Annotated in this window: 22 protein-coding genes; 19 read left to right on the top strand and 3 right to left on the bottom strand. The window is 32.6% G+C overall.

Features of this window, described 5'->3' with window-relative positions:
• Positions 1 to 95 precede the first annotated feature (95 nt).
• Together B0A68_RS12290 and B0A68_RS24475 are read right to left on the bottom strand one after the other, a co-directional pair.
• Positions 96 to 1,067 (bottom strand): hypothetical protein, encoded by a 972-nt coding sequence (locus tag B0A68_RS12290; protein ID WP_035684707.1) that lies wholly within the window; start codon positions 1,065 to 1,067, stop codon positions 96 to 98.
• Positions 1,068 to 1,070: 3 nt separating this feature from the next.
• Entirely contained in the window at positions 1,071 to 4,994 is a 3,924-nt protein-coding gene (locus B0A68_RS24475) for a CHAP domain-containing protein (RefSeq protein WP_051892627.1), read from the bottom strand.
• Positions 4,995 to 5,431: 437 nt separating this feature from the next.
• Between B0A68_RS24475 and B0A68_RS12275 the strand changes: the two genes are divergently transcribed.
• From B0A68_RS12275 to B0A68_RS12225, 11 genes are all read left to right on the top strand, one after another.
• The gene (locus B0A68_RS12275; RefSeq protein ID WP_035684709.1) at positions 5,432 to 6,580 is read left to right on the top strand and encodes a hypothetical protein; all 1,149 of its coding nucleotides are present in this window, start codon (positions 5,432 to 5,434) and stop codon (positions 6,578 to 6,580) included.
• Between the two features lie 30 nt (positions 6,581 to 6,610).
• A complete protein-coding gene (locus B0A68_RS12270; protein WP_035684712.1) occupies positions 6,611 to 6,790 on the top strand; it encodes a hypothetical protein in 180 nt (59 codons plus the stop codon).
• Positions 6,791 to 6,967: 177 nt separating this feature from the next.
• A complete protein-coding gene (locus B0A68_RS12265; RefSeq protein WP_035684718.1) occupies positions 6,968 to 9,391 on the top strand; it encodes an autotransporter outer membrane beta-barrel domain-containing protein in 2,424 nt (807 codons plus the stop codon).
• A 373-nt stretch (positions 9,392 to 9,764) separates the two neighbouring features.
• Complete coding sequence (locus B0A68_RS12260) at positions 9,765 to 9,962, top strand: hypothetical protein (protein WP_035684719.1); 198 nt, start codon at positions 9,765 to 9,767, stop codon at positions 9,960 to 9,962.
• Positions 9,963 to 9,982: 20 nt separating this feature from the next.
• On the top strand, positions 9,983 to 10,453 hold the full coding sequence (locus B0A68_RS12255) for a hypothetical protein (RefSeq protein ID WP_035684724.1): 471 nt from the start codon (positions 9,983 to 9,985) through the stop codon (positions 10,451 to 10,453).
• Between the two features lie 12 nt (positions 10,454 to 10,465).
• A complete protein-coding gene (locus B0A68_RS12250; protein WP_035684726.1) occupies positions 10,466 to 11,023 on the top strand; it encodes a DUF6046 domain-containing protein in 558 nt (185 codons plus the stop codon).
• Positions 11,016 to 12,317, top strand: coding sequence for a hypothetical protein (locus B0A68_RS12245; RefSeq protein ID WP_035684729.1), 1,302 nt, complete (start codon positions 11,016 to 11,018; stop codon positions 12,315 to 12,317). Before B0A68_RS12250 ends, B0A68_RS12245 begins: the two co-directional genes overlap by 8 nt.
• 10 nt (positions 12,318 to 12,327) lie before the next feature.
• On the top strand, positions 12,328 to 13,188 hold the full coding sequence (locus B0A68_RS12240) for a hypothetical protein (RefSeq protein ID WP_035684731.1): 861 nt from the start codon (positions 12,328 to 12,330) through the stop codon (positions 13,186 to 13,188).
• Between the two features lie 522 nt (positions 13,189 to 13,710).
• Positions 13,711 to 14,421: a hypothetical protein gene (locus B0A68_RS12235; protein WP_123947504.1), complete on the top strand. Its 711-nt coding sequence runs from the start codon at positions 13,711 to 13,713 to the stop codon at positions 14,419 to 14,421.
• A 58-nt stretch (positions 14,422 to 14,479) separates the two neighbouring features.
• The gene (locus B0A68_RS12230) at positions 14,480 to 15,190 is read left to right on the top strand and encodes a hypothetical protein (RefSeq protein WP_123947503.1); all 711 of its coding nucleotides are present in this window, start codon (positions 14,480 to 14,482) and stop codon (positions 15,188 to 15,190) included.
• Positions 15,191 to 15,230: 40 nt separating this feature from the next.
• Positions 15,231 to 16,013, top strand: coding sequence for a hypothetical protein (locus B0A68_RS12225; RefSeq protein WP_035684743.1), 783 nt, complete (start codon positions 15,231 to 15,233; stop codon positions 16,011 to 16,013).
• A gap of 119 nt (positions 16,014 to 16,132) precedes the next feature.
• On the opposite strand, the gene B0A68_RS12220 is transcribed toward B0A68_RS12225, so the two are convergent.
• Positions 16,133 to 16,939 (bottom strand): XRE family transcriptional regulator, encoded by an 807-nt coding sequence (locus B0A68_RS12220; RefSeq protein ID WP_035684745.1) that lies wholly within the window; start codon positions 16,937 to 16,939, stop codon positions 16,133 to 16,135.
• Positions 16,940 to 17,220: 281 nt separating this feature from the next.
• Here B0A68_RS12220 and B0A68_RS12215 point away from each other — a divergent pair, with 281 nt between their 5' ends.
• The 8 genes from B0A68_RS12215 to B0A68_RS12180 all read left to right on the top strand — a co-directional run.
• Positions 17,221 to 17,793 (top strand): hypothetical protein, encoded by a 573-nt coding sequence (locus B0A68_RS12215; RefSeq protein WP_035684748.1) that lies wholly within the window; start codon positions 17,221 to 17,223, stop codon positions 17,791 to 17,793.
• Between the two features lie 132 nt (positions 17,794 to 17,925).
• On the top strand, positions 17,926 to 18,105 hold the full coding sequence (locus B0A68_RS12210) for a hypothetical protein (protein ID WP_035684751.1): 180 nt from the start codon (positions 17,926 to 17,928) through the stop codon (positions 18,103 to 18,105).
• 300 nt (positions 18,106 to 18,405) lie between these two features.
• Entirely contained in the window at positions 18,406 to 19,575 is a 1,170-nt protein-coding gene (locus B0A68_RS12205) for a DUF2586 domain-containing protein (protein WP_035684754.1), read from the top strand.
• 123 nt (positions 19,576 to 19,698) lie between these two features.
• The gene (locus tag B0A68_RS12200) at positions 19,699 to 20,124 is read left to right on the top strand and encodes a hypothetical protein (protein ID WP_035684757.1); all 426 of its coding nucleotides are present in this window, start codon (positions 19,699 to 19,701) and stop codon (positions 20,122 to 20,124) included.
• A 243-nt stretch (positions 20,125 to 20,367) separates the two neighbouring features.
• Entirely contained in the window at positions 20,368 to 20,712 is a 345-nt protein-coding gene (locus B0A68_RS12195; protein WP_035684764.1) for a hypothetical protein, read from the top strand.
• Positions 20,713 to 20,752: 40 nt separating this feature from the next.
• Positions 20,753 to 23,110 (top strand): AHH domain-containing protein, encoded by a 2,358-nt coding sequence (locus B0A68_RS12190; RefSeq protein WP_035684769.1) that lies wholly within the window; start codon positions 20,753 to 20,755, stop codon positions 23,108 to 23,110.
• A gap of 5 nt (positions 23,111 to 23,115) precedes the next feature.
• Positions 23,116 to 23,916, top strand: coding sequence for a hypothetical protein (locus B0A68_RS12185; protein WP_035684772.1), 801 nt, complete (start codon positions 23,116 to 23,118; stop codon positions 23,914 to 23,916).
• A 230-nt stretch (positions 23,917 to 24,146) separates the two neighbouring features.
• Positions 24,147 to 24,406, top strand: a 260-nt coding sequence (locus tag B0A68_RS12180) for a hypothetical protein (RefSeq protein WP_089069738.1), incomplete at its 3' end; no start/stop codon positions are given.

Here is a 24,406-nt window from a genome sequence, read left to right as displayed (position 1 = left end):
TGTTGGAAATCTTACCCAATCATAGGGTGTGCTTTTTATTAGTTTTGATATAAAACAAAAAGCTGTCTTAATCGACAGCTTTTTGTTTGCAATTTTTATTTTGACTCATGAACCGGAAAACCATATTTTTCTGGTTTAGTAGAAATACTGTTTTTTAAATCAAAAACTTCACTGGTAACATAATACTTGTCTTTTACTTTGACTATTTTCACCTCGGGAATCTTTTCATTATTAAGATATTTTGAATCGTAAAGAAGGCATTGTTTATGATACAAAAACAAAGTATCTCCGTTTTGGTAAGGTACCAACAAATCTTTTAATGGCCGCTCTACAATATAAGAAGAATCCTTAGCAACTTTTATATAATATACATAACTATAATTTGGCTCATAAGCATCTAGAGGCACACCATAATCTCTATACCACGAATCATCAATTTTTAATTTAGAAATAGAATTAAAAAAAGCCGTTTGAAGTTCCTTAGATTTTTTTTCAATAAACTCCCGTCTCCAAAGGTTTTCTTTATTACCCATTTTCTCATTATCAACATTAAAAGACTCTATTTTTTGCCACGAATTATCTTTAAACTGGTATAAATCTGTTTGATACTTTTTGGTATAATCATATGGACTATCGTACCCGGGCGTTGGAACTAAATATTTTTTGTCTACCAAAAAAACATAAATATCAAATGCTTTTTTATATTCTTCTATACTTAATTTATTTATGTATTCCTCCAAAGGCTCATATTCATCATCTTTTATGTATTTTGAATGCTTTTGAAAAAAAAGAAAATCTTTGGGAATTAAAAAAGTTACTAAATTACCTAAGTCATTTCCCCTTTTAGGCTCATAATAAACTCCATTATCATAAGATGTTGTAAATAAATACCCTGCTTCTGAAATCCCCACTACATAGTCATTTATTTTTAATACTTTATCAAAATTCAGATTGCTGTTCTCCTTTTGAGGTTTGATTTCTTCTTTTTTTTCTACGTTACTATCTTTACATCCAAAGATTGAAAATGTGAAAAATAAGATTAAGCAGTATTCTTTTAATGATTTCATATTTTATAATATTTGAGGTCTAAAATAACCAATAAATCCTGTGTGACCAAACAAAGCTTCTCCTTTTGTTTTATAAACAGAAGTTCTGGTGCAAGTGGGTAGAGTATATCCACCATTATTTCTATTTGTCTTTTCATCAGCACTTCCAGATGACCCAATTGCTTCCAGTATAGTTACAAGATCATTTGTACTATCATATTTATATACAACACCTGTATGTCCGTCACCAGGTGTTCTACTCCACACAAAAATATCTCCTGCTTGAGGTTTGAAATCTTGAGAATTACCAACAAATTTTATTTTATCTGTTCCCAAAGTTTTTTGAAATGAAGATTCTGATGTCATACTAGCCGTAGTTACCCATTTAACCTCTTTGGTTATACCTAACTTATGTAAGTATCTGCAAACAAATTCTGAACAATCCATTTTACTTAATGCATTATCATTTAATGAAGTTCTTAATCCATCAGATTTTCCTGTATTTCCTTCTTTTTCATATGGGAGATGTTTATCTGCAATTATTTTCATCTCTTCAAGAGCTGTCGCTAAAGATTTTGGTACAAACGTTTCCATGCTTTCAAATATTTTTAAATCTTTCTCAAACATTCTAGCATCATTTGCTATTTCGTTTTTTCGATCTATTCCATTAATAACTTTTCTAGCATTAATATAGTCTGTTTTAGAATCATTTATATACCTATTAATTCCTACACCCGTAAAAATTCCATTGTCCATTCCCCAAATCATAATTTTAGCCGCTAATTTTGGTTCCAATGCTTTATCAGGATAATTAACGACATCTATACCGAACTTATCTTTTATCTTCTTATAGTTATTCTTCCATGTTAATTGTACATAGCCTCTGCCACAGTATTTTACTCCGTCTCCTTTTTCTGTATTACCTCTCTCAATTGCGGTTTTCCTTCTTTTTTCAGTATCTGCTAAGACAGGATCGTATTTATAACAATACTCTTCTCTTGTTTTTTTATCAACCCAATAACTCTCTAGTACAGGTTCAAATGTATTAAATGTTTCTGTATACGCTGTAGCAAGTATGTAAGCAACTTGTTGTTTTTGTGGTGTTATTTTTTCTGCGGTATAATATTCATTCATGTCGTTCAGCAAAACTTTAAGATTAGCTTCAACTTTAGTAGTTCCATTATATTTCGCTAAAAAATACGAAACATCAATACCATATCCATTTGCATTATTGTTTTCAGAGACAATCATATTCAACCCTTTATAACTTACATGTTTTGTAGAACATCCTTCAATACCAACATAATAACTCATTTTTTCTCCAATTTTTGTCCCTTTACGGCGCGTGATTTTAAAAGTTGCAACTGCTTTACCTTCTGAATCTATTTTTGTCTTTTTTGCATATATTGGATCTTCTCCCACTTTATGGGCAGTTAATACAATTTCCTTTCCTATCATATTTTGGGTTTTAGCTACAATTGTAACAAATGCACCGCTATAGCTAAGAGCAATTTGATCTTGTGCTGTTACCCTTCTGCCTTCATATTGAAAATAAACATCCGTTATTTTTTCACGTGACGTAACATCTAAAATTGAGTCTGAATTAACATTGGCATTTTTCTTAAATGGGTATAATCTTCCGTTTTGAATTCCCATTAATTTAAAGCTGATTTTGGCTGTTGTTTCGTCTTCAATTCCAAAACGTTTCTGTAATGCATCATCAAATTTTATAATTTTATTTACTGCGCCGTTTTCATTTGTTTTGGTGTCGTTATAATAGTTTGGCTCTTTACTGTTATTTAAATAAAAATTAATTCTTACGGATTGATTACTGTATCCCGGAATATTAGCTTTTATGTAATTGACTTCTCCTGCAAAACCAGATGTTTTCTTTTTACTTCCGTCCTTATAACCCCAGTATGCTTCTGACACCTGCGGACGCTTTACCTCTAGTTTAAAAGCAGATGCTGCATTAGCACCTTTTTTTCTGTGGCTGTATGCCTCAACAATATAATTTCCTTCTTTTTGAGGAATCGGTATCGTAAAGAAGCTCCATTTATGAAGAAACGGTTTTTGAGTGTCTTTGTTTTCGTTAATAATTGTACCTCCAGGCGGAATGTATAGTTTATTATCAGCATCATAAATGATCCATTTTACATCTTCTTTTTCTTCGTCTGTTGCGGGATTTATTTTAAAGCTTTTTGCTTCTAATGTGAACGTTTTCTTTGGGTTGCCCATTACAAAAACATTATCGCCTGCTTCCATTAAACCAATACTCGTAACTTCATTTTTAATTACCTCAATTACAGATTCTTGCTTTAATACATATTGACCTTTACTAGTGACTTTAATTTTATAAGTTCCTAAATCAGGCATAGCAAGTTTAATGATACCTGTTGAGTCCAATTCTTTTTCTGCTGCAATTGTGCTTACTTTATCCTCCTTTATATTTTCTATCTGGTAATAAAATTTTAATGGATTTAATGTTTTTACTGCAGGATTTTTCAGAGTCACATTAAATACTTTCTCTTCTGCAGCTGGTCTTGCAAATCCTTTTTTAACAGCAGCAGGAGCTTTAATTACGATTTGCTGCGCAATTATTTTTACCTCAACAAAAGCAGCTGTTTTTGCTTTTTTCTTTGCTCCGGGGCTTATTCCATAGGCTTCAATTTTATATACTCCAGGTGTGTCAAAATTGTAGCTAAAAGTCGTTCCTTCATTAATAAAATCAATTCCTTTCTCTTTGTCTTTATATACGATCCAGTTAATATTCTCTTTTAGAGCTTCATGTTGTTTTGCTGAATCTTCAACAAAAAACTCCAGACTTTCTCCAACAATAAAAGAAGATGCTGTTGTATTTTTAATTTTTACGGCACCTTTCTTAACCGGACTTCCATTAATATCTTTATTACTTATTTCTTTTAAGAATACATACACCGCTTCTTTCCCTATAGGAGGGTATACTCTGTCTGCACTTAAGTTAGGATATATTTTGGTTTTTGTAGTTATCGTGATGGTGCTCGGTAATTTTTCCAGACCTTCTACTTCTTTCAATAATAAAAACAATTCGTCGTATTGTTCAAAAAGATTGGCAACATTGGTTTTATCGTCGGCAAGTTGATTTTTGATCGTTGTCCAGCGTTTTTTATTTTCATCCGAAATTATTCCATTGAGAATATTGGCATCGATTGCGTTAAGCATTTTTGTACGGACGCTTTCCCAATTAAAATTTTGATTTTCGATTGCTTTTGATTCTTTTAGAGCATTATACATTTGTGTAAACAACAAATCATTTGGCTTGCCGTCATAATCTGCAGCAACAGCTCCTTCTTCAAAAGCTTTTATAAGAGTAGTCCAATAATTAATTGAAGAAGTATCATTTACCGCAACCGCCTCATCTAATTTCTTTTTCATTGCAGCTTTTATAAGCTCTGGAGAAGGCTCATTACTGCTGATTTGAAGTCTTTGCGGTACTGTCATCATTTGCTGTGCGGCAACATTTGCATAAGTCTGGTCAGATATACTTGTGACTCCTAAAAACGAAGGAGTAATGTCGTCTGACGAAGAAAAATCCATTGCGATTCTCTCATTGGTATCAGTAACGCCTCCTCCGTTTGGAGCACTGAAAATTGATCCTGCTGAAAAAGCAGTTGAACGATTTAAATTACCCTCTAAATCAGAAGGAGTAATGCCTGCCGACATGCTTTGGTTTGAAGCAGTATTATCGGCCGCGCCTCCTTCGATTGAGGTACTATAATTGTTTACAAAAGCGGCATTATTTTGCGCTTTTTGCTCGTGCCATAATTGTACGATATCTTTTTGTTCATTCATTTCTTTTGAAACTTTAGCCATCTCTCTTATGACCGCTTCTGTCAAATGTTCTGAGCTTACTATATCAGCACTATTTTTTATTAAAATATCGAAATTGTGAATTGTATTTTTACTCATCGCTATGTTGTTTTTCTGAATACAAAAGTAAGGTTGAAGTTTGTGTTTTTAAAATTTCAAAGCACTTGTATTCAGTAGTTTCAGTAAGTTTTCTTTCTACTGAAACTACCGAAAAAGGAACACTTTTTTTTGTTCTTTTTGTACTCTTCTGTTCTACTTTTACATCCTCAAAAAATCAAATTACAATGTCGTTTCTTCTTCATTTTAATTTGAAAATTTCCTCTCTGTTTTTAAAAAAAACAATCATCATATAATGAATATCTGAACCTAAATTATATACACCTAATTGAAAAAGTATGAAAAAAAGGCCCAAAATCCCCGACAAAAATCATTGTGAAAAATGGCTAAATCAAATAGAAGATTTTATTAAAAATTTAGCATTGATTTTACAACTCTGAAATCAACAAAGAATGTTATAAATATTAAAAAAATAAAAAATGGCTATACAAGCATTAGATACTATTAAGAACTGGTTTAAAACTGGTTTAAAACCGACACAAAGTCAATTTTGGGACACTTGGGATTCTTTTCGACATAAAAATGAAAGAGTTCTGATAAAAGAAGTTGAAGGTTTGGACGAATTACTCGATTCCAAAACGGATGAAACTGATTTTAAAACTATAAATGGAGAAACTATTATAGGAAGTGGAGATATAACCTTATCCAGCGGAACAGGATTACCTGTTTCCGGAACACAATCAGGAATTGTTGATAATTCTTCTTTACAAGAATTGGGAGGCACAGATAAATTAATTAATGGTGTCAGAGTTGGTGCAGGTTCTGGTACAGGAACATCAAATACGGTTCTTGGTGTTAATGCATTATCGACAAGTACAAGCGGTTCAAACAATACAAGTGTCGGATTTGGGGTTCTAGAACTGAATAGTACAGGAAGCTCTAATACAGGATTAGGAGAATCTTCTTTGCACGAAAATACAACTGGCTCTTTTAACGATGCATTTGGCCGCCGTGCTCTAAGCAAAAATACTACAGCTATTGCCAACACAGCAGTAGGCAGTTATGCTTTAAGCGAGAACATAACATCTCCTCATAATGTAGCCATTGGTTGTAGTGCTTTATCAAAAATGGGTTCAGGATTAGGACAGTCTACCGCTATTGGTGCATTTTGTATGTCTGACGCCTCTAGTACAGACAAAAATGCCGCTATTGGAACCTATGCCTTGCGTTACAATACGTCTGGTTTTTCTAACACCGCAATTGGACATACTGCTTTGGGTTTAAATACATCTGGGCATTCTAATAATGCAGTAGGAAATTATTCGTTAGGTGCTGTTACTACAGGTTATGGCAATGTGGGAATAGGAAAATTTGCAGGAAAACATATTACTACAGGAAACTTCAATATTTATATAGGTTCTGAAGGAACTGCAGAAGATGCTGCTTCAAGCAGTATCATTAATATAGGAAATAGATTTATTGCAAAAGGATCTAAAATATCTCTTACCGGAATATTAAACATCGGAACAGCTCCTGTTTATCCAGACAATAGCACCGCTCTAACAGCTGGTTTGACAGCTGGAGATATCTACCGCACTTCTACCGGAATACTTATGATTGCCTACTAAATTACTTAAACAATTTAAAACTATAACAAAATGAAAAACATGATTAAAAACTGGAAAACAACATTAACAGGAATTATTGTTGGAGGAGTCGCTGCCGCAGTTGCTTTAGGCTACATTACAGCAGAAACTGGAGGACAAATAACAGGAATCTGCATTGCACTAGGCTTAATTTTAAGCAAAGACGGTAACCAGACTGGTGTTGTTAAATAGAGGAAATAACACCTCTAAATTAGAATTAAAAAAGAGTATCTCTTATTAAAATTAAACATCAAAAATATCAGAAATGTAAGTCTGATATTTTTGATGCATTTACTTAAGGCGGTGCAAATAAGCAATAATAAGTTTGAATTCTCAAGCGCAAAAATTTAACATTAAAAACAAACAAATATGGCAACAAATATCAATACCATTTTAGACTGGTTTAAAACTGGCAAAAAACCTTCGCAGGCACAATTTTGGGCTACCTGGCAGAGTTTCTGGCATAAGGACGAGCTAATTCCGCAGAGCAGTATTACTAATCTAAAAAGCACACTCGACTCAAAGACAGAAAAAGATCAATTTGAAGCGCACAAGTCTGATCCTAAAGCGCATCCGGATTTGTATACTGCCGGAAATAATATAACAATTACAAATAATGAAATTAGTGCCTCAGGCGGATTGTCATTTGGAGATACCGATAATTTGGCTGCCGGAGACAGAGAGTTTGATGCTGCTAAAAATAATTTCACATTTAAAAATGTAAATGAGTTCAATATTCTGGGTTCTCAAACAGCGTCTTACATTACATATGACGAAATGAATAATGCGATGTTTTTTGGTACCGGAATTCCCGGCAAATGGGTTTTTATAGAGATTCCCGATGGAATTCCTCATTATCCAGCCGTGGGGGCTCAGATGCTAATTAAATTAACTATTGATTCTGTAGAACAGGAAATGTTATTTACAGCTTCTCCGATTCAGGAGAACGTTGAAACAGCATACTACTGGACTCCTGCAATAGAAGGAGTTAATTCTGTGATCTGCAACGGATTCTATGGTGAGGCAAATACAAGCATTATTAATATAGCTGTTGCCAACGGCACACCAAATCATGATACCATTGCCTATTTTGATGGAAATCAGTTAAAAAAAGGAAAATTTGCTGCTGACTTACAATCGGTAACCGATGGGGGAAATGTAACCCGTAATACTATAATAATTGATGATTCTTATAATGATTTAATAACAAAAATAAGCATTTCGGGCTTAGATATAAACAGCAGATCAGATAACACTATACATACTGATTTAGGCTTAGGAGCTTTACACCTAAATTATAAGAATAACCAAACCGGCTTATATCCCAGTCATTTAATTTTTAATAATCAGCGCTCTTCAGCTAGTTCAGATTCTACTACTTTTTCAATTGGCAATAGTGAAATATCATATTTCGACGGCATGCCTGGTCTTGGCGGGAATAAACTAAATTTTAAAAGAACAGATGGTAATCCTAATATTTGGCCGACTTTTAATTTTCCAGATAAACCCCATGGAACTTATGAATTGGCTACAACAGATGATCTTGTATTACCAGTTTCTGCAACTCAAGCCGGAATAGTAGATAACACATCACTTCAGGAATTAGGAGGAACAGATAAATTAATTAATGGTGTAAAAATTGGTAAAGGCTCTGGAAGCATTGTGTCTAATGTGGTACTTGGCGAAGGTGTTTTAGATAAAAATACAACAGGAGAAGAAAATACGGGTCTGGGTCAGTATGCATTATCAGAGAATACTACAGCCATAGCAAACACAGGTGTAGGAACTGGTGCCGCTATGAAAACTACTACCGGAGGTTATAATACCGCAATAGGAAATTATGCCATGAATGAAAACGTAACAGGCATATGCAATACTGCTATAGGATCTGCTGCTTTGGTTAAAAATTTATCTGACTGGTCTACTGGTGTAGGATCAAGTGCTTTAGTCAAATTAACTTCGGGTAAAGGAAACACGGCAATTGGAGCAGGTGCCGGAGGAGCGATAACTTCGGGTATTTATAATACTTCGGTAGGTTATTTAGCAAACGGATCAGCGAACAGCAGTACCGGAAGTTTTAATATTACTATGGGATACCAATCTGGAAGGGACTTAACTACAGGAAGCAGAAATATATTAATTGAAAATATAACTAACGCTTCTGTAACTACAGGAAATAGCAATATCATAATAAATCCGGCACAAAAAGCTGGAGTAAAAACAGGTAATTATAATACGATTATCGGTGGTTTTGATGGTTTCTTTTCTGCAAACGATTCTAATTTAGTAGTAATAGGAGATGGTCAGAGCAATATTGCAATCAGAAAAGAGGCCGACAACAGATTACTTGCTCCCACACTTACAAAAGAACTAATCAACTCAGGAGGCAATAAATCTCTGGTAACCAAAGAATATGTAGATTCTATTGGCGGAGGAAGCGCTACATCAGGAACATACATCCCTGTAATGACGAATGACTCAAATATAAATGCCTTTTACGTTGAAGCTGCATGTTGGACAAAAGTTGGTAATGTAGTAACGGTAAGCTGTCCGCTGCAAATTACTTTTACCGAGCCTTCAGTAACATCGGCACTGCGTATTGATCTTCCTTTCCCTATTAATTCACCATCAACTAATTTAGGCGTTGGTACACTGGTTTCTCCATTTGCAACTCCGCTTGCAGGAGTAGTTCAAAGAGACACTCCTACTACCGCACGATTTATTACGATCTCCACCACAGATCTCAATTATCATGTCGGAATGATGACCATGACTTATACAACTGCATCTTAAACAAGAAGCCTTAAATTTTATTTCAAATAACAATATTCAAGATTATAAGAAACTTTATTTTTTATAATCTTGAATGTTTTTTTTAAACTGACAACAGAAGTTTTTCTGTGAATTTTAAACAAAAAAGACAAACACAAAATATTAAAATTCAATAGTTTATACAGAAATATTTTCTACTGAAACTACTGAATTCACACTTCCAAATTTTCTTTTTTCACGCTCTTAAGAAGTATTTTTACATACTCAAATAATCACTATTACATCTCAAAAAAAACACAATAACGACTTGACTTTCAAAGATATTTTTGAAAGTCAGCAAGAAAGCTATTCTTTATTTTTTAATCAATATATCAACAATTAAACTCAACCAATCATGGATTATACACCAAAAGATTTAGGAGAAACACCACCAGCACCAGATTTAACTAATTTTAAAAACCCACTGGGACTGCCATCTGAAGGAAGCATTTTTATCGGAAATTTTAATGTTACACCTTTAACCTCATCATCCGAAAAAAACGAAAGTCTTACCGAGGCCATCAAAAAAGAAAGCAGAGACAGCTCTATTTAATAATTTCTAAAACCTAAAAAATGTTAGACGAAACAGCCTTAGAAAAACTAAAAGAAAAATTCGGTACCGTATTAAAACTTACTTCCGATGATCAGCTGACTACAGCTTTCTGCAAAAAACCATCTTTTACCACATTTCTTAAATATCAAAATAAATACAAGGAAAATCCGCATGATGCAATCCTGTTTTTGTTTCAGGAATGTGTACTTGAAAAAGAAATTTACGAAGACGAATTCATGCTTTCTGCAGGAAATTCTATAATCGAAATAATAAAAAAGGACAGCGAGTTTGCAATAGATGCAACACCGCAAAAAGACGAATTCAAAAAATCTGCTGCCTTAATTAGAAATGCTTTTCAGGTAGATCCGTACCAATTATCGATGGATGAGTTTTACAAATTACTCGAAGAAGCTTTGTGGCTCCAAAAACATACAGAAACCAGATTGGAAAGCACTTTTATAACGGCTTTTGCTAAAACATTTTCAAATTAAAAATAAAAAAATATGAAATTCAATTTTAATGTAAACGATATTCTAGACACTAAAGAAATCGAATATTCTGGTATTAATTATAACGAATCGGAATCTAAAGATTTTATTATAGACAAAACCGGAGGCGAATTTAATCTGAGAGTTTTTGCACCGCTGGTTTTTGAACCACTGGTAAAAAGCGATCTGAATCTGCCAAGCTTACGAATAGATGCGGTAACAGTAAACCTGAATCGTTCTAAAATCATCAAGAAAGAAGGAATCGAAGGAAGAGATTCGACTATAAAAGAGCATATTACAAACGGCGATTTCAGCATTTCTATAGAAGGGCTTATTGCTAACGAAACTGGGGATGAATATCCTAAAGAAAAGCTTTTTTTATTGAAACAATTCTTAAATGCTCCTTATTCTTTAAGAGTTACACATGCCATTCTGAACCGATTTGGAATTTACGAATTGGTTATAGACTCCTACTCTATTCCTTCTATTTCCGGAACAAAAAATATTCAAAAATTTACAGCCAGCGCTACATCAGACGAAACTGTTGAACTAATAATTAGAGACAATGCTTAAACTAAATGCTAAAATTAGAGTTTACGAAACCATAAGTCTTATTCCGACGCCAAAATTCTATGAATTTAATTATGTGAAAAACGTTGAAATAAGCAGTTCGTACAAATCTCTTACCGATACGGCTGTTATTGTTATGCCTCAAAAAGTTTACACTGATACTAAAGGATTTGATCAGAATCTGTTTGCGAATGCGAGCGGTAAAGAACAATCAATTTATGATTTCTTTAAACTGGAAAATTTTATCGAAATTTTCCTGGGATATGACGGTGATTACAAACCCGCTTTTAGAGGTTACATTACTGGTGTACAAGCAGATATTAATGCAACAATATCCTGCGAAGACATGATGTATGCTTTAAAAAAAATAAAAGCGGTAGACGATGATAACGTTCAGGATCAGAATGACCTATATAATACTATTGCGGTAAACCCAACAACAAATGTAGAAAATTTTAATCCGAAAACTTTCTTTGAAAAAAGAATCAAAGAGCTCAAATTACCTATAAAATTAAACGCTCTAAACGAAGAATTGGGAAATATAATGATTAGCAGAAACCACACTTTGGCACAGGTTTTTGAGATGTTAAAAGAGAAGGGGATTTTTACTTATTTTAAAATCGAAGCAACAGGACCTGTACTTACCATTACCAATAATCCGCAGGAGCATACTGCCTCAGAATTGGTCGGTTTTGTAGATCGAAATTTTATTAAAAGTCCGCTGGCAGGATCACTTGTCAAAAAATTAATTAATCAGGGACTTGATCTTTTAAGTTCTCAATTGAGTAAAGCCACACAATCTGTTTCTGATGTTTTTTCTGGAAAGGTTCGTTTTAGATTTCGTTACAATATTATAGAGGATAAATTAGTAGCCGTCAACGAATCGGCAAAAAATACACGTACTCGAGTAGAAAAATACTTTAAAAATTCTAATACGCCTATTTACATTGAGTTGGGCGACCCGAACGGACAGTTAATAAAAACGCATGTTTTGCATAATGATACAGATGAACTGCCAAAAGATCCAACAGCTTTTAAAAAGGCAGCGACAGAAGCGGCTTCAGAATTATATCAGTATGGTGCTTTAAGAGCCATGCAGTCTAAACCAAACGGTTTTGAAGGTTCTTTTCTCACTTTTGGAGAACCGTTTGTGCGACCTACAGACAAAGTGGTTCTTGAAAATGCAAAGGATAAGCAGAAAAACGGAACTTTTCAGGTAGAAAAAGTAGAACGAAGTTATGGCGTAAACGGCTACAGACAAAGAATTTATATCGGACGAAGAGTAGTCGCAATTTAAACTTATAAAAATGGGAAATATAACAGATTTAATAAAAGATGTTGCCGGTAAAAATCAAATCATTGAAACTTTTGCGGCAAAAGTGATCGAAATAAATACCGAAACAGCATCACTTCACGATCCCAGAGATGCGTATACTGTAAATGTGATGCGTGCTGACGGTGCGATAATTAAGAACGTAAGATTAAAAGCGTCGATCCTGGATTTGGAACAAGGAATTATTTCAATTCCTAAAAAAGACAGCTGGGTATTGGCTACCATTATTGATGGTGTAGAAACGAGAGCTTTTATTTCGCAGTTTTCTGAAGTCGAACGTACTTTCTTCCGATTTAAAAATGAAGAAAACCAATACCTCGAAATTGATACTACTGCTGATAAACTCCAAATAGTATTCAAACAAAAAAAAGGCGGCAATACAGCATCACCTGCAAAACCAGATTACAATAATATTGCTCAAATCGATTTCAGCGGTGCTGCATCTGATCCTACTATTAGTACAACTTTTTACGACGAGAACGGAAAAGAAATTTCTAAAAACAGTTTCAATTTAAAAGAGCAGAAAATCAGCATTAATGAAGGAAAAACAATCTTTAATCTGAAAGATAAGGAAGCTAAAATTACAATTCAGGATGGTTTTGAAGCCGTAATTTCAGATAAAAAAACATCATTTATAAAAGGAAATTTGACTTTTGAAATGGATGAGAAATTTAAGATTGATGTAGGCGGGAAAAGTTTGAAATTAAAACTAGAAGAATTGATTGACGAGATTGGTAAAATTACAGTCCCTACGCCTGTTGGACCATCCGGACCTCCAATAAATTTACCGCAGCTTACAGTAATAAAAACAAAGTTAGAAGAACTATTAAAATAATAAATTATGGCTTTAAACAAATCCGTTTTAGAACAATCCATAAAATCTCTTTTGAGTGAAGAAAAAGGCAAAACAGACAATGCCTCTCCTCTATAGATAATATTGCTTCAAAATTAGCCTCAGCTATCGAAGCGTTTGTCAAATCAGGAACTGTAACGACCACGGTAACTACAACTGGCTCTGCATCAGCACAAACCGGAACCGGAACCGGATCTATCTCTTAATAATTTTATAAAATAAAAAAAACACCTCTTACATTAAAATCGTAAGAGGTATTTTTTGTTTATATAACTGATATTGAAAATATTAATTCAGCTTCTTTTTTTAAAATTCTTCCAATTCATAATATTTCCGCTTTCTTTTATTCTTTTTAGAACCTTTTTACTATTACTACATCATTTTTACTGATAATTACGTAGATTCATCCCTCAAATATATAATCAAAATTTTAAACATATTTTCCAAATTGAAAAAGTTAAAAATATGGATATTTTACCGATACACTCCGTTTAAAACATTAATATGAAATCACAAAAAATATTTAGTATATTACTTATAGGCTTTGTATTTATAAGCAATGCACAAGAAAAAAAGTTAATGGAATTACGTGATATTCATTGTGAAACCAACTGTAAATTCTACCATGAAAACTTAAAGTTTCGTAAAGCCTTATTGAATTTACCTCCAGCCCCACTAAAACCAAAAAGCCAGGAAGATTCTCTTGTTTCTTTTTTCAAAATACCATTAAAAGAAAGAATGATGCTTTTTCCTTTTTCAAAATACGATTCGGTTTATGTTATAACACCGAAATATTATGAAGATAAAGAACCCCGAAATTATATCAAATCAAAATTTCACGACTCAAAGACTTTAGTTACAGAAGAACAGTTAAATAAAATTTCAGATATTCTCTTTAACTATTATTTGATAAAATATGATAACATTACTGAATTAATCTATAAAATTACAGGTTGTGATGGCATAGTAGAAACCTATCCAAAAATTATTCTTCTATTTGTAAAAAACGGAAAAAACAAAGATTATATCGCATTTCCAAGTCAAATATTTCGAAGAACAAGTTTTAGCAATAAAGAATTAGAAGGCTTAGATCTTTCTGCCGCAAAAGAAAAACTGATTATGGAAATGTTTGGTGTAAATTTAGAAGAGCCATATGGAGAAATGATAGAAAGGGACGAAGACGGCATATTAAATGATTCTTATAAAGAAAATTAAATTCAAAATAAACTGCTCTTTGTTAATTATATTAAAAGAAAAAAACGTCCTTAACAATATGAACTTACAAAAGATATTAAGTGGGTTAATTTTATTCTTTGCATTTATAACCAATGCACAAGAAAAAAGATTAAAAGAACTACGAGACATTTATTGCCAAGAGCAATGTGACTTTTACTATAAGCATTTAGACTATCTTTCGAAACTTCCAAAGCGCCCCTTAGCCCCTGATGAAAAAATTGCTATAAGTGATACATTAGTCCCTTTTTTCAAGATACCTTTAGAAGAAAGAAAAAAATTGTTTCCTTTTTCAAAATATGATTCTGTATACGTCGTTACACCAAAATACTATGCCGATAAAGAGCCTCGAAATTATCTCAAACCAAAATTTCACGATTCAAAAAAACTGGTTATAAAAGAACAGATGAATAAAATTTCAGATATTCTTTTTAACTACTATTTAATAAAATATGACAATGTAACTATTATAAATTACAAAAAAACATTATGCGGTCGTATAGAAAATACCTATCCAAAAATTATCCTTCTATTTGTAAAAAACGGAAAAAATAAAGATTACATCGCATTTCCTAGTCAAATATTTCGAAGAACAAGTTTTAGCAATAAAGAATTAGAAGGCTTAGATCTTTCTGCCGCAAAAGAAAAACTGATACTGGAAATGTTTGGTGTAAATTTAGAAGAACCATATGGAGAAATGATAGAAAGGGACGAAGATGGTATATTAAATGAAGTGCATAAAGAAAATTAAAATCTACTACTATAAAATCCGTTTCTAAAAATCAAAACAAATGAAAAAATCGCTCTCTTTAATATCTCTTATTTTAATTCTTATTTCTTGCAACAAGAATGAAAAAGATTTAAAGATAGAACTGTTAACCAATGAGATCATTTGCGTAGATAATTTAAAAAGTTTTGATTTTATTCAAACTCGTTATCAGCCAAATAAAGAGTATGACAGTTTATCGAAAAATATACTTCATTATAGGATAACTAACAATTCTGATAAAAAATATTTCATAATGTTTAATGAGAATTCAATTGGAACATTGGAGCGAGATCTTTATCGTGAAGGTTTAGGAAAAAAAGATATTTCTCCATTAAATTCATTAGATTTTAGTTTGTACAAAAATGACTCGATTTTAGACGGTCGTTCCACAAGAGCAGAAATGTTTAACTGTGTATCTCCAATCTTCGAAACCAAACAAAGAGATTCTCTAATTGATAACTTTCTTAAAAAAAATAAACTTGAAAAAACTCACGCTTTAAAAGAAATTGATTTTCCAGATCAATCATTACACGGTTTTGTTATTCATCCTGGAGAAACAAAATATTTCACTTCAATAGTCAATTTACCATATAGGAATGGCCAAAAATGGTTTTCGAATGTAGACAAGCTAAAACCAAATGAGGGATCAATTTCTTTAAAAAATGATTCGATATTCACCAAATCAAAAATAACTCAAGATCAAAAAAAAGAAATCAAAGAAAATCGATATGTTTTATTTAACGGCAAAATATATTCAAATAGAGTTCCTGTTAAGCTGGTATATTTAAGGGAGAAAACAAAATAGAAATTTTTTAAAAAACACTATAAAACATATAGCAAATAAAAAAAGAGAAAGCCTTAATAAAATAAGGCTTTCTCTTTTTTTTATAAAATGTATTTATCTTTTTTAAGTAACTGATTCATTTAATTCAGTTTCTTTTTTAAAGTCTCTTCCATCTCGTAGAATTTACTTTCGAGATCATGAATCTTTTCATAAATATTAATTGGATCCGGCATTTGTTTAGATGCATACATACTCGCGTACCAAACTTCCAGAATATCTTCGGCATAAATAGAATACATTGGGTAATTTCCATCTCTGTTATCTGATTTCAGGATTAATTTTCCGCTTTCTCTAATTCGGTTCAAAACCCTTTTTACCACTACTCCATCATTCTTACTAATGATAACATAAATTCTTCCGTCAAGAATATCATCAAAATTATCGACATATTTCCCAAAAAGATAATCGCCGTCATGAATGGTCGTAGACATCGAGTTTCCTTTTATCTCAAAACATCTGTATGTTCCGTTTTTTAGCATCGGCATACTGAAAGACGGAAGAGTTTCCATATATTCTGGGTCAGCATATCCGTCTAAATAACCGGCTCGGGCTTTAACTCCAACAAAATTGATATTTTCATCTCCGCTTTCATTAACCGTTATGACCTTTGGTAAATGTAAACCAACTGCTCCATCATTATTAGCGGGACTGATAAAAATGTTCTCGCTGTTTCCAAAAAAATAATCAGGATTTACATTACAATGAGTAATAATGCTTTGAAGAAGATCAAAACCTGGTTTGGTCTTTTTCCTCTCTCCGTCAGACTGCAGTCTTCCGATTGTAATGCTGTCTACTGTCGTGCTGGTTACTCCTATTAATTTGGCAAATGAGTTATTATTTAACTTCAACTCGTCTATAATGCGTTTTATTTTAGTATGTATTTCCATATTTTTATTTGGTTCTAGTTTATGTAATATGTTTTACTTAAAGTAAAACTTCAACTATATGTTGCAAAACTAACTAATATATACCAAACAATTGTAATTTAACTTAATTTTTTTCAAAATAGCTAACTATCAATGGTTAAAATTATTATTTTTTATGAATTATCATACAATTAACACTTTAAATAAATAAATCATATTACTGAAACTATTGCATTTTTTGCCGTAATATGTTTGCAATATCCAAACATATGTTTTATATTTGCTTAAAAATAATCCAACATATGATTTTAAAAGAATTTTATATCGAGAAAAAAAATGCGATAGAATCTGAGTTCAATTCTACTTCGCCAACAGTACATTTATATAGTGATGCTGTTTTTAAAACTGCTATTGAATCACCTTTAGTAATGTTTAAGTACAACGCGATTTCCTGGGAGACTTCTTCTGAGAAAAATTACAAAGCAGATGTTTCTTTTTGCCTGTATATCGTATTACCTGTAGGCAGCATTAATGCTGCAAGTTACGAAGAAGCGTTCGAAATTGCGCATCGTGTAGACAAAGCCGTCTTGTCTAATAATAATGTTAATAGTTTTATAGATGCCAATTCGACCTTTAAAGTAAAAGAAAAACAATGCAGCAATGAAGAGGTTTATTGGAGTAAAAATGATTATTTCATTTGGGAGATTACCTATAAAACAACCTTAATTGAAAATGCCTTAAAAAAGAAATACATTCTTTTTAATAACGGATTAACTAATGAGGAATTAGAAGATCTGGGTTACAATCTTACTTCTGGAATAATTGAAATAAATCCGAATCAAATTGAAGGAGAGATTGATTTAACTACTCCTTAATTCTATCTGATGTTAATTTAAGAATCGTCATCATCAATCAAAAGACATTCGCAGTCAATCAAATCACATACATTTTACCGCATACAATACCACATTCAAACTCAAATTAACCCTACAATTCAGACCCCAAAGATGAAAAGAAGCAGAACATTATTAGACAAAAGAAGAGATTTTGTTATCAATTACCTTAATACAAATCAGGCAAAACAAATGAAAGTTGTGGTTGCAGAACTTTCTGATTCTCTGTTCCTAACAGAGCGCACGATTTATACCATTATTAACGAAGGACTCTCTTCGGGAGCAAAAGCTTAAAACACTGAAACTACAGCTTTTGCCCATCACAAAAATTGGAATTTTACCATTTGAATCTTAAATTTGTTCCTGTTAACAAATGATATTTTACCGCATGGCCTAAGGTAAAATTGAATGAAAAATTGCAAAAAAGTAGTGGTTGAAAAAATACCAGCTCACTTTTTGGAATTAAAAATTACCATCACATTTTCACACCCTAAACATTCATACTAACAAGTTTAACTTCTTGTTACAGTCACCCTTTTGCCCTTTTTTAAGCAGAACCCAAAACAATTTTTAAACATTTAAAACAATTATATTATGAGTACATTAAACGATGTAGTGATTACCAAACTATCAGGCGGACTAGGAAGAAGAAATCCAGAACAAGACATGGTTTCAGGATTACTTTATGATACCGTTTCGAGTATTATTACTGATGCTTCTACGTTAGACAAAGTACAGCGTTTGGCTTCATTAGAAGATGCTGAGGCATTGGGTATTACGGCAGATTATGATACCGAGCAACAATCTGTTTACTACCAAATTCAACAATTTTTCAGAATGAATCCTTCTGGAGACTTGTACATTATGAGAACAGCTGCGACATCTTATGCAGATATTGTTTCTAAAGCAGTAGACATGCAGGAAAAAGCAGATGGAAACATTCGCCAAATGGCTATTATTTACTCTGGAGAAACAACATTTGCTCAAACTCAAGCAGCAGTGTTAAAGGCACAGCAACAAGCAGATCGTGCTTTTGCAGATTATATTCCTTTTGAAATTATTCTGGAAGGAAAAGGTTTTAAAGCAAACGAAGCTGCATCTTTAGCCGATCTTGGTGCTGCAAATGTATCTGTAGTAATCGCAATGGATGTTGAAAAAGCTGTAAAATACTCTAACACTGCGGCAGTTGGATTGGCTTTAGGCGCCTTATCTAAAGCAAAAGTATCTGAAAACATTGCCTGGATTGAAAAATTTAACCTTACAGGTGAAGGTTTTGCAAAAGCAGGTTTCGTAGGCGGGACAGAAATTAAAACTCTTGGAACGTTAGAAACGCTAAACGAAAAAAGATACATTTTTACACAAACTCACACAGGACTTGCTGGTGTTTACTTTAACGACAGCCACACTTGTACTGACGGTACTTCTGACTTTGCTTATGTTGAAAACAACCGTACGATCAACAAAGCAACTCGTTTATTGCGTACTGCTTTACTGCCAAAATTAGCTTCTCCGGTTTTAGTTGATATCGATGGTAAACTGCCTCAATCGGTTTCTAAAAGCTTTGAAGGTTTGTGCAGAAGCGCATTAGAAGGAATGGTTGCAAACCAGGAAGTATCTGCTTTTGATGTTTACGTAGATCCTAAACAAAACATTTTGGCAACTTCTGAATTAAAAGTGAAAGCTGAAATTACACCAATTGGTACAGCTCGCAAAATTATGGTTGATTTAGGATTTAAAAATCCGTTCGGAATCGACAAAGCATAATTTCTTTCGTACTACAAAACCAAAAACAAAATCCCTGCTCTTCAATTGTTAAAAAACAAAACAAAGAGCAAGTGATAGTCTTAGATCGTTATCTACATTAAAAAAAACAAATAAACGCTACATATGAATAAATTACCCTTAATTAACGGACAACAACACAGCTGGTCATCTATTGAAGTAAGTATTGCAGGTAACATTGTTACTGGTATTACAGCTGTAAACTATAGCGACTCAGTATCTAAAGAAAACCATTACGGTGCCGGCGATATGCCAGTGCATAGAGGAAGAGGCAAATATGAGGCAAAAGCTTCGATTACTTTATACAACTACGAAGTAGAAGCTATTTTAGCCGCTTTGCCAAAAGGACAAAGACTGCAGGATATTAATCCTTTCAGCATCATTGTAAGTTACTTAGACGACAGTAACGAAGTGATTACGCATACGGTAAGAAACTGCGAATTCAATTCAAACAGCAGAGGAATCAGTCAGGGCGATACTAAAATCGCGGTTTCTTTTGACTTGATCTGCTCGCATGTAGAGTGGAATTAATAATGCAAACTACTTAATTTTTTATAATAACCTGTTTAAAAAACCGACTTAAAAGAGATACCCATTATCTAATGCGTTACGCAAAAAAGGAGTTCAGGAAACATAATTTTTGCATGCATACTTTTATCTCAGCTCTTTATTAGTCCGTTTTAAACAGGTTATTTACTTCACAAGGCTGCTTCGTGCATTTTCATCCTGAAAACATCTGAAGCAGCCTTTCTTTAAAACAAAAAACATTTCGAAATGGAAAAAACAAATCCAAAAACTGCCGATGTTCTGGACGGAAACATTACTCAGGCACAGCTGAATCAATGGAAATACAAACATAAAAAAGTTGTCAAACTCACCATTAACGATGATGACGATACTACTCTGTTTGCGTATTTCAAAAAACCAGATATCGCTATTCGTTCTGCTGTATTGCAAGCTTCCAAAATGGATGAATTTAAGGCTCTTGAAGTATTGTTTAAAAACTGTTACCTGGGCGGCGACGGCAAAATAGAACAAGAAGACGATTTACGTCTCAATATTACCACAGCATTTTCAGATCATATTCAGCCCAAGCCTGTTAAAGTAGAAATACTGTAACGGCAAGCATTTTTATTCTCCTCTGTAAAACACCAAAATCATGATTATTAAAAACCATACACTAGAACTAAAAGACACCAGCGCTTCTGAAATGGGCCGGTTTCGGCAATTTATGCTTGCTATTTGGCGTCAGCAGATTGAGAATGATAAAAATGCTGGAGAAATGGAGGAATCCATTGCTTTAAAATATGGCAGTACAAAGGAGCAAAAAACTTCTTTCAAAAAAATAACAGGACACAAAGCGGTTGTAAAACAAATTAACAAAAGAGGATTTGTAATAGCCGAAAATGGTATTCGTTTACATGCAACGCCTTCTCCATATGATGCATCATACTTAAGCAAAAAAGGCATTTCTGAAAAAGTTTACAAAGTAGTAAGTGAAGTCGTAGTAATGCACGAAGATTTGACTAACAAAGGATGGTATAAAATAAAAACCGCTGATCACAAATATGGTTATATCGAAATACATAACATTATTTTAATTCCGCATGACAATTATTTAGACAAATACACTCGTACTTTTCTATATGTAAAACCAAATTATAATTTTGAAACTAATATTGCCAATGTTTTTTATAAAAATTATAAGATAGAAACGGGAAATGACCGAAGAACCTTAGCAGAAGCTTTCTATTTACTTAATACCAAAAGCAATCACAACCACGGTATTGTTTTGAAAGAAGAAACTCTTAAAACAGGCAAATCGTTTGAATTAGCAATTAAAGCAGCTCATGATCCTGATTTTCATAAAGCAAGGCTAACCTACAGCCAATTGCAATTATCTGCTAATCACATTGTGCGTATTCCTAATGAACAATATATACAATTACAACGCCAGATAGGTAATTTAAGTTCTCGCTCCGAATTTATGAATACTGCAATAAAGACTGGTGATATTATTGCAGAAATATTGGCAGGAGTAGCTGGATTAATTGTAGGAGTTATAGAAGGCATTCTAAGAGGCATATATGATACTTTGGTAGGAATTATAGAATATATCGAAAGCATCATAGATACAATTAGAGATTTATTATCAGGCAAATTTCTTGACAAATTGAAAGAAATGTATCAAGCCATTATCAAATTAGCTAATTCAAGCTGGTCTGAGCTAAAAAATATTTTATACTCTTTTCTGGGCAGTATAGGAGATAGCGTAAAAAAAGTGATAGAAAATTGGTTTTCTTCCTCTTCTTATGAAAAAGGCAGAGTAATAGGGCTTTTATTGGGAACTATTTTACTAGAAGTTATAATAGGAATATTTACTGGCGGTGGTGCAGCGTTTGCAAAATTAGCTTCAAAATTAGGGAAGCTAGGCAAAATTTTAATGAAGATAGAAAAATTCACCCATGAGATAAAAGAGAAATTACTAGCTAAATTACCCAAAAAACTTTTTGAAAAAGGAGATTATATACATGATCTGGATGACAGCAAAAACTGGATGCGATCAGCTTTGCTAATGCAAGCAAGAGCCACTGCGGAGTTTATGGATGCTAAAGGAAACAGCATAACGGAATTAATGCATGCATTAAAATTATCCGGCAAACTATACCCTAAGTTAAAACCAAAATGGGACAGTACACATAAAGGAGGTAACATATATGCTATTACACTTACCGCTAGTCCAACTAAAACAGTAGATAGTAATTTTTCTAGTGCAGGAAAAACAGATCTTGTAAAACGAAAATTTAAATCTAAAACTGTAAAAAAATTAGAAGAAGGAATTGCTAAAGTCAAGGAAAAAGGCCCACGGGACAAACTAACTAAACTTTTAAACAAAGGAGATGAGGTTTCTCAAAATGCAGTGCAGGAATATTTAGCAAATATCAACATTAGCAATAGAGTTATAAAAAATAAAGGCGTTTTACAAAAAGCACTCAATAAAAAAGTAATTCAGACTTATAAAGAACGTTTTCTAAAAATAGATTTACGGGATGCTAAAGGAATAAAAATAGATGTAGCTAATTTATCAGACGAACATATTGAAGATCTCTTTAAAAATAAATATTTTATGAAACACAATGGCAAATTGCTTCCCTTAAAGTTTGAAGCTCATCATATAATACCAAAAGATTTATTGCTCGATGATGATATGGTAGAATTACGTAACTTCGTTTCCCGAAACAAAGAAAATTTTGATTTTAACGGACTGGATAATGGTATACCTGTACATAAATTAGACGCTGGTTTTTCTGAGCTTGGTGGGCATAGTAATCATAAAAAGTACAATAACTTAAGTAGGAAAAAGATAAAGGAAATTGTGAAAGATAGCGAAATTGACGGTGTTTTTAGACAATCATTATTTGACAAAAAATTATCAAATTATATCAATAGTACCAGAGAAAAAATTATTAACGAGGTAATTACAGATAGTAAAAAAATAAATCTTTTAAAATTATAAAAACAATGAAATTATATACACTAAAAGCAGATTTTGGAACTTATATGAACAGAACTCAATCTGTAGATCCATCAGATAATTTGCCTTTTTCTGGAGGTAACTATAATGAAGACGAAGATTTTACAGATACAATAAACAAACTGAAATTTAGGCTAGCAAGAGATGTTAACGAGAAAAAAATGACATCTGATTTTTTATATGAGGCTATTGATTTTTATGATGATCCTCTTATTGTTATACCTAACCAAAAAAAATCACTACAATTCTTTACTGTATCTCCAAAACTTAAAAAATTATTGGAGCAAATTGAGTTACCAGAACATAAATTTTATCCTATTATGTTGAATATAAATAAAGGGATTGATTTACCTTATTATATTTTACAAATAAAGTCAGCGATGAGTTATTATAGAGATTACAGTAAATCTAGTTTTTATGCATTAAATCTTGTTAGTGATGAATTCTTATTTTATAAAGAAGGAGAAATAAAATCGACAGAGCAGTTGCTTGGTTTACTGGATGATGATATCTTTCCATATGATAAATCAATGTATATTAATCAAGAACTAGACTGGGTCTATATGGCTCCTTTTTTTATGATCTCTGAAAAATCAAAGCAATTGTTTGAAGACAACAATATCGTTGGAATGGAAATTACACCCTTTTATGAGGTTGAATCTGATTATGGCAAACCAAATGATTTAGGATATCTAAATAAATTTGGTGGCAGAGAAATCATCATAAATGGCAAAAGTACTATGGATGGTTTAGACATCAATGATTTCCCGAGAGCTGATAAAGAATAAAGTTTTTTTTAAATTCTACAGTTAAACCCTGCTCTACCAAGTATTCGCAACAGCGGGTGCGAAGTCTCTCTACTTCGCACCCGCTGTTGCGCTCGGTTCCAAATTTATTTTTCTCATTGTCTTTGTGGATTATTGGAATGAGTACGAAGTCAGGAGAATAAGGATATATGGATCGAGTAATTAAAAATTGTGAGGCCAATAATGTTGATGTTTCAAAAATAAAATAAATTATGACCACAAAAGACCAAGTAATCGAAAATTTAAAAATCTGGATCAAAAAAACAAACATTATATCATATGACAAAGATATTGGCTTAGATTGTGATGACAAGGAATTAGTTATTTTAAGAGATCTAAAAACTCAAAAAGAAGTATATGTTGTTTCATTTAAAACTGAAGACCAGATAGAATACAATAAAAAAGGTGAAATTATTTCTCTATTTGAAGGTATGTTATGCTTTGCTTATTTTGATGCAGAAACTTTAGAGTT

This window comes from Flavobacterium reichenbachii, from assembly GCF_002217435.1.
Lineage (GTDB): Bacteria > Bacteroidota > Bacteroidia > Flavobacteriales > Flavobacteriaceae > Flavobacterium > Flavobacterium reichenbachii.
This window is presented reverse-complemented; position numbering and strand designations above follow the sequence as displayed.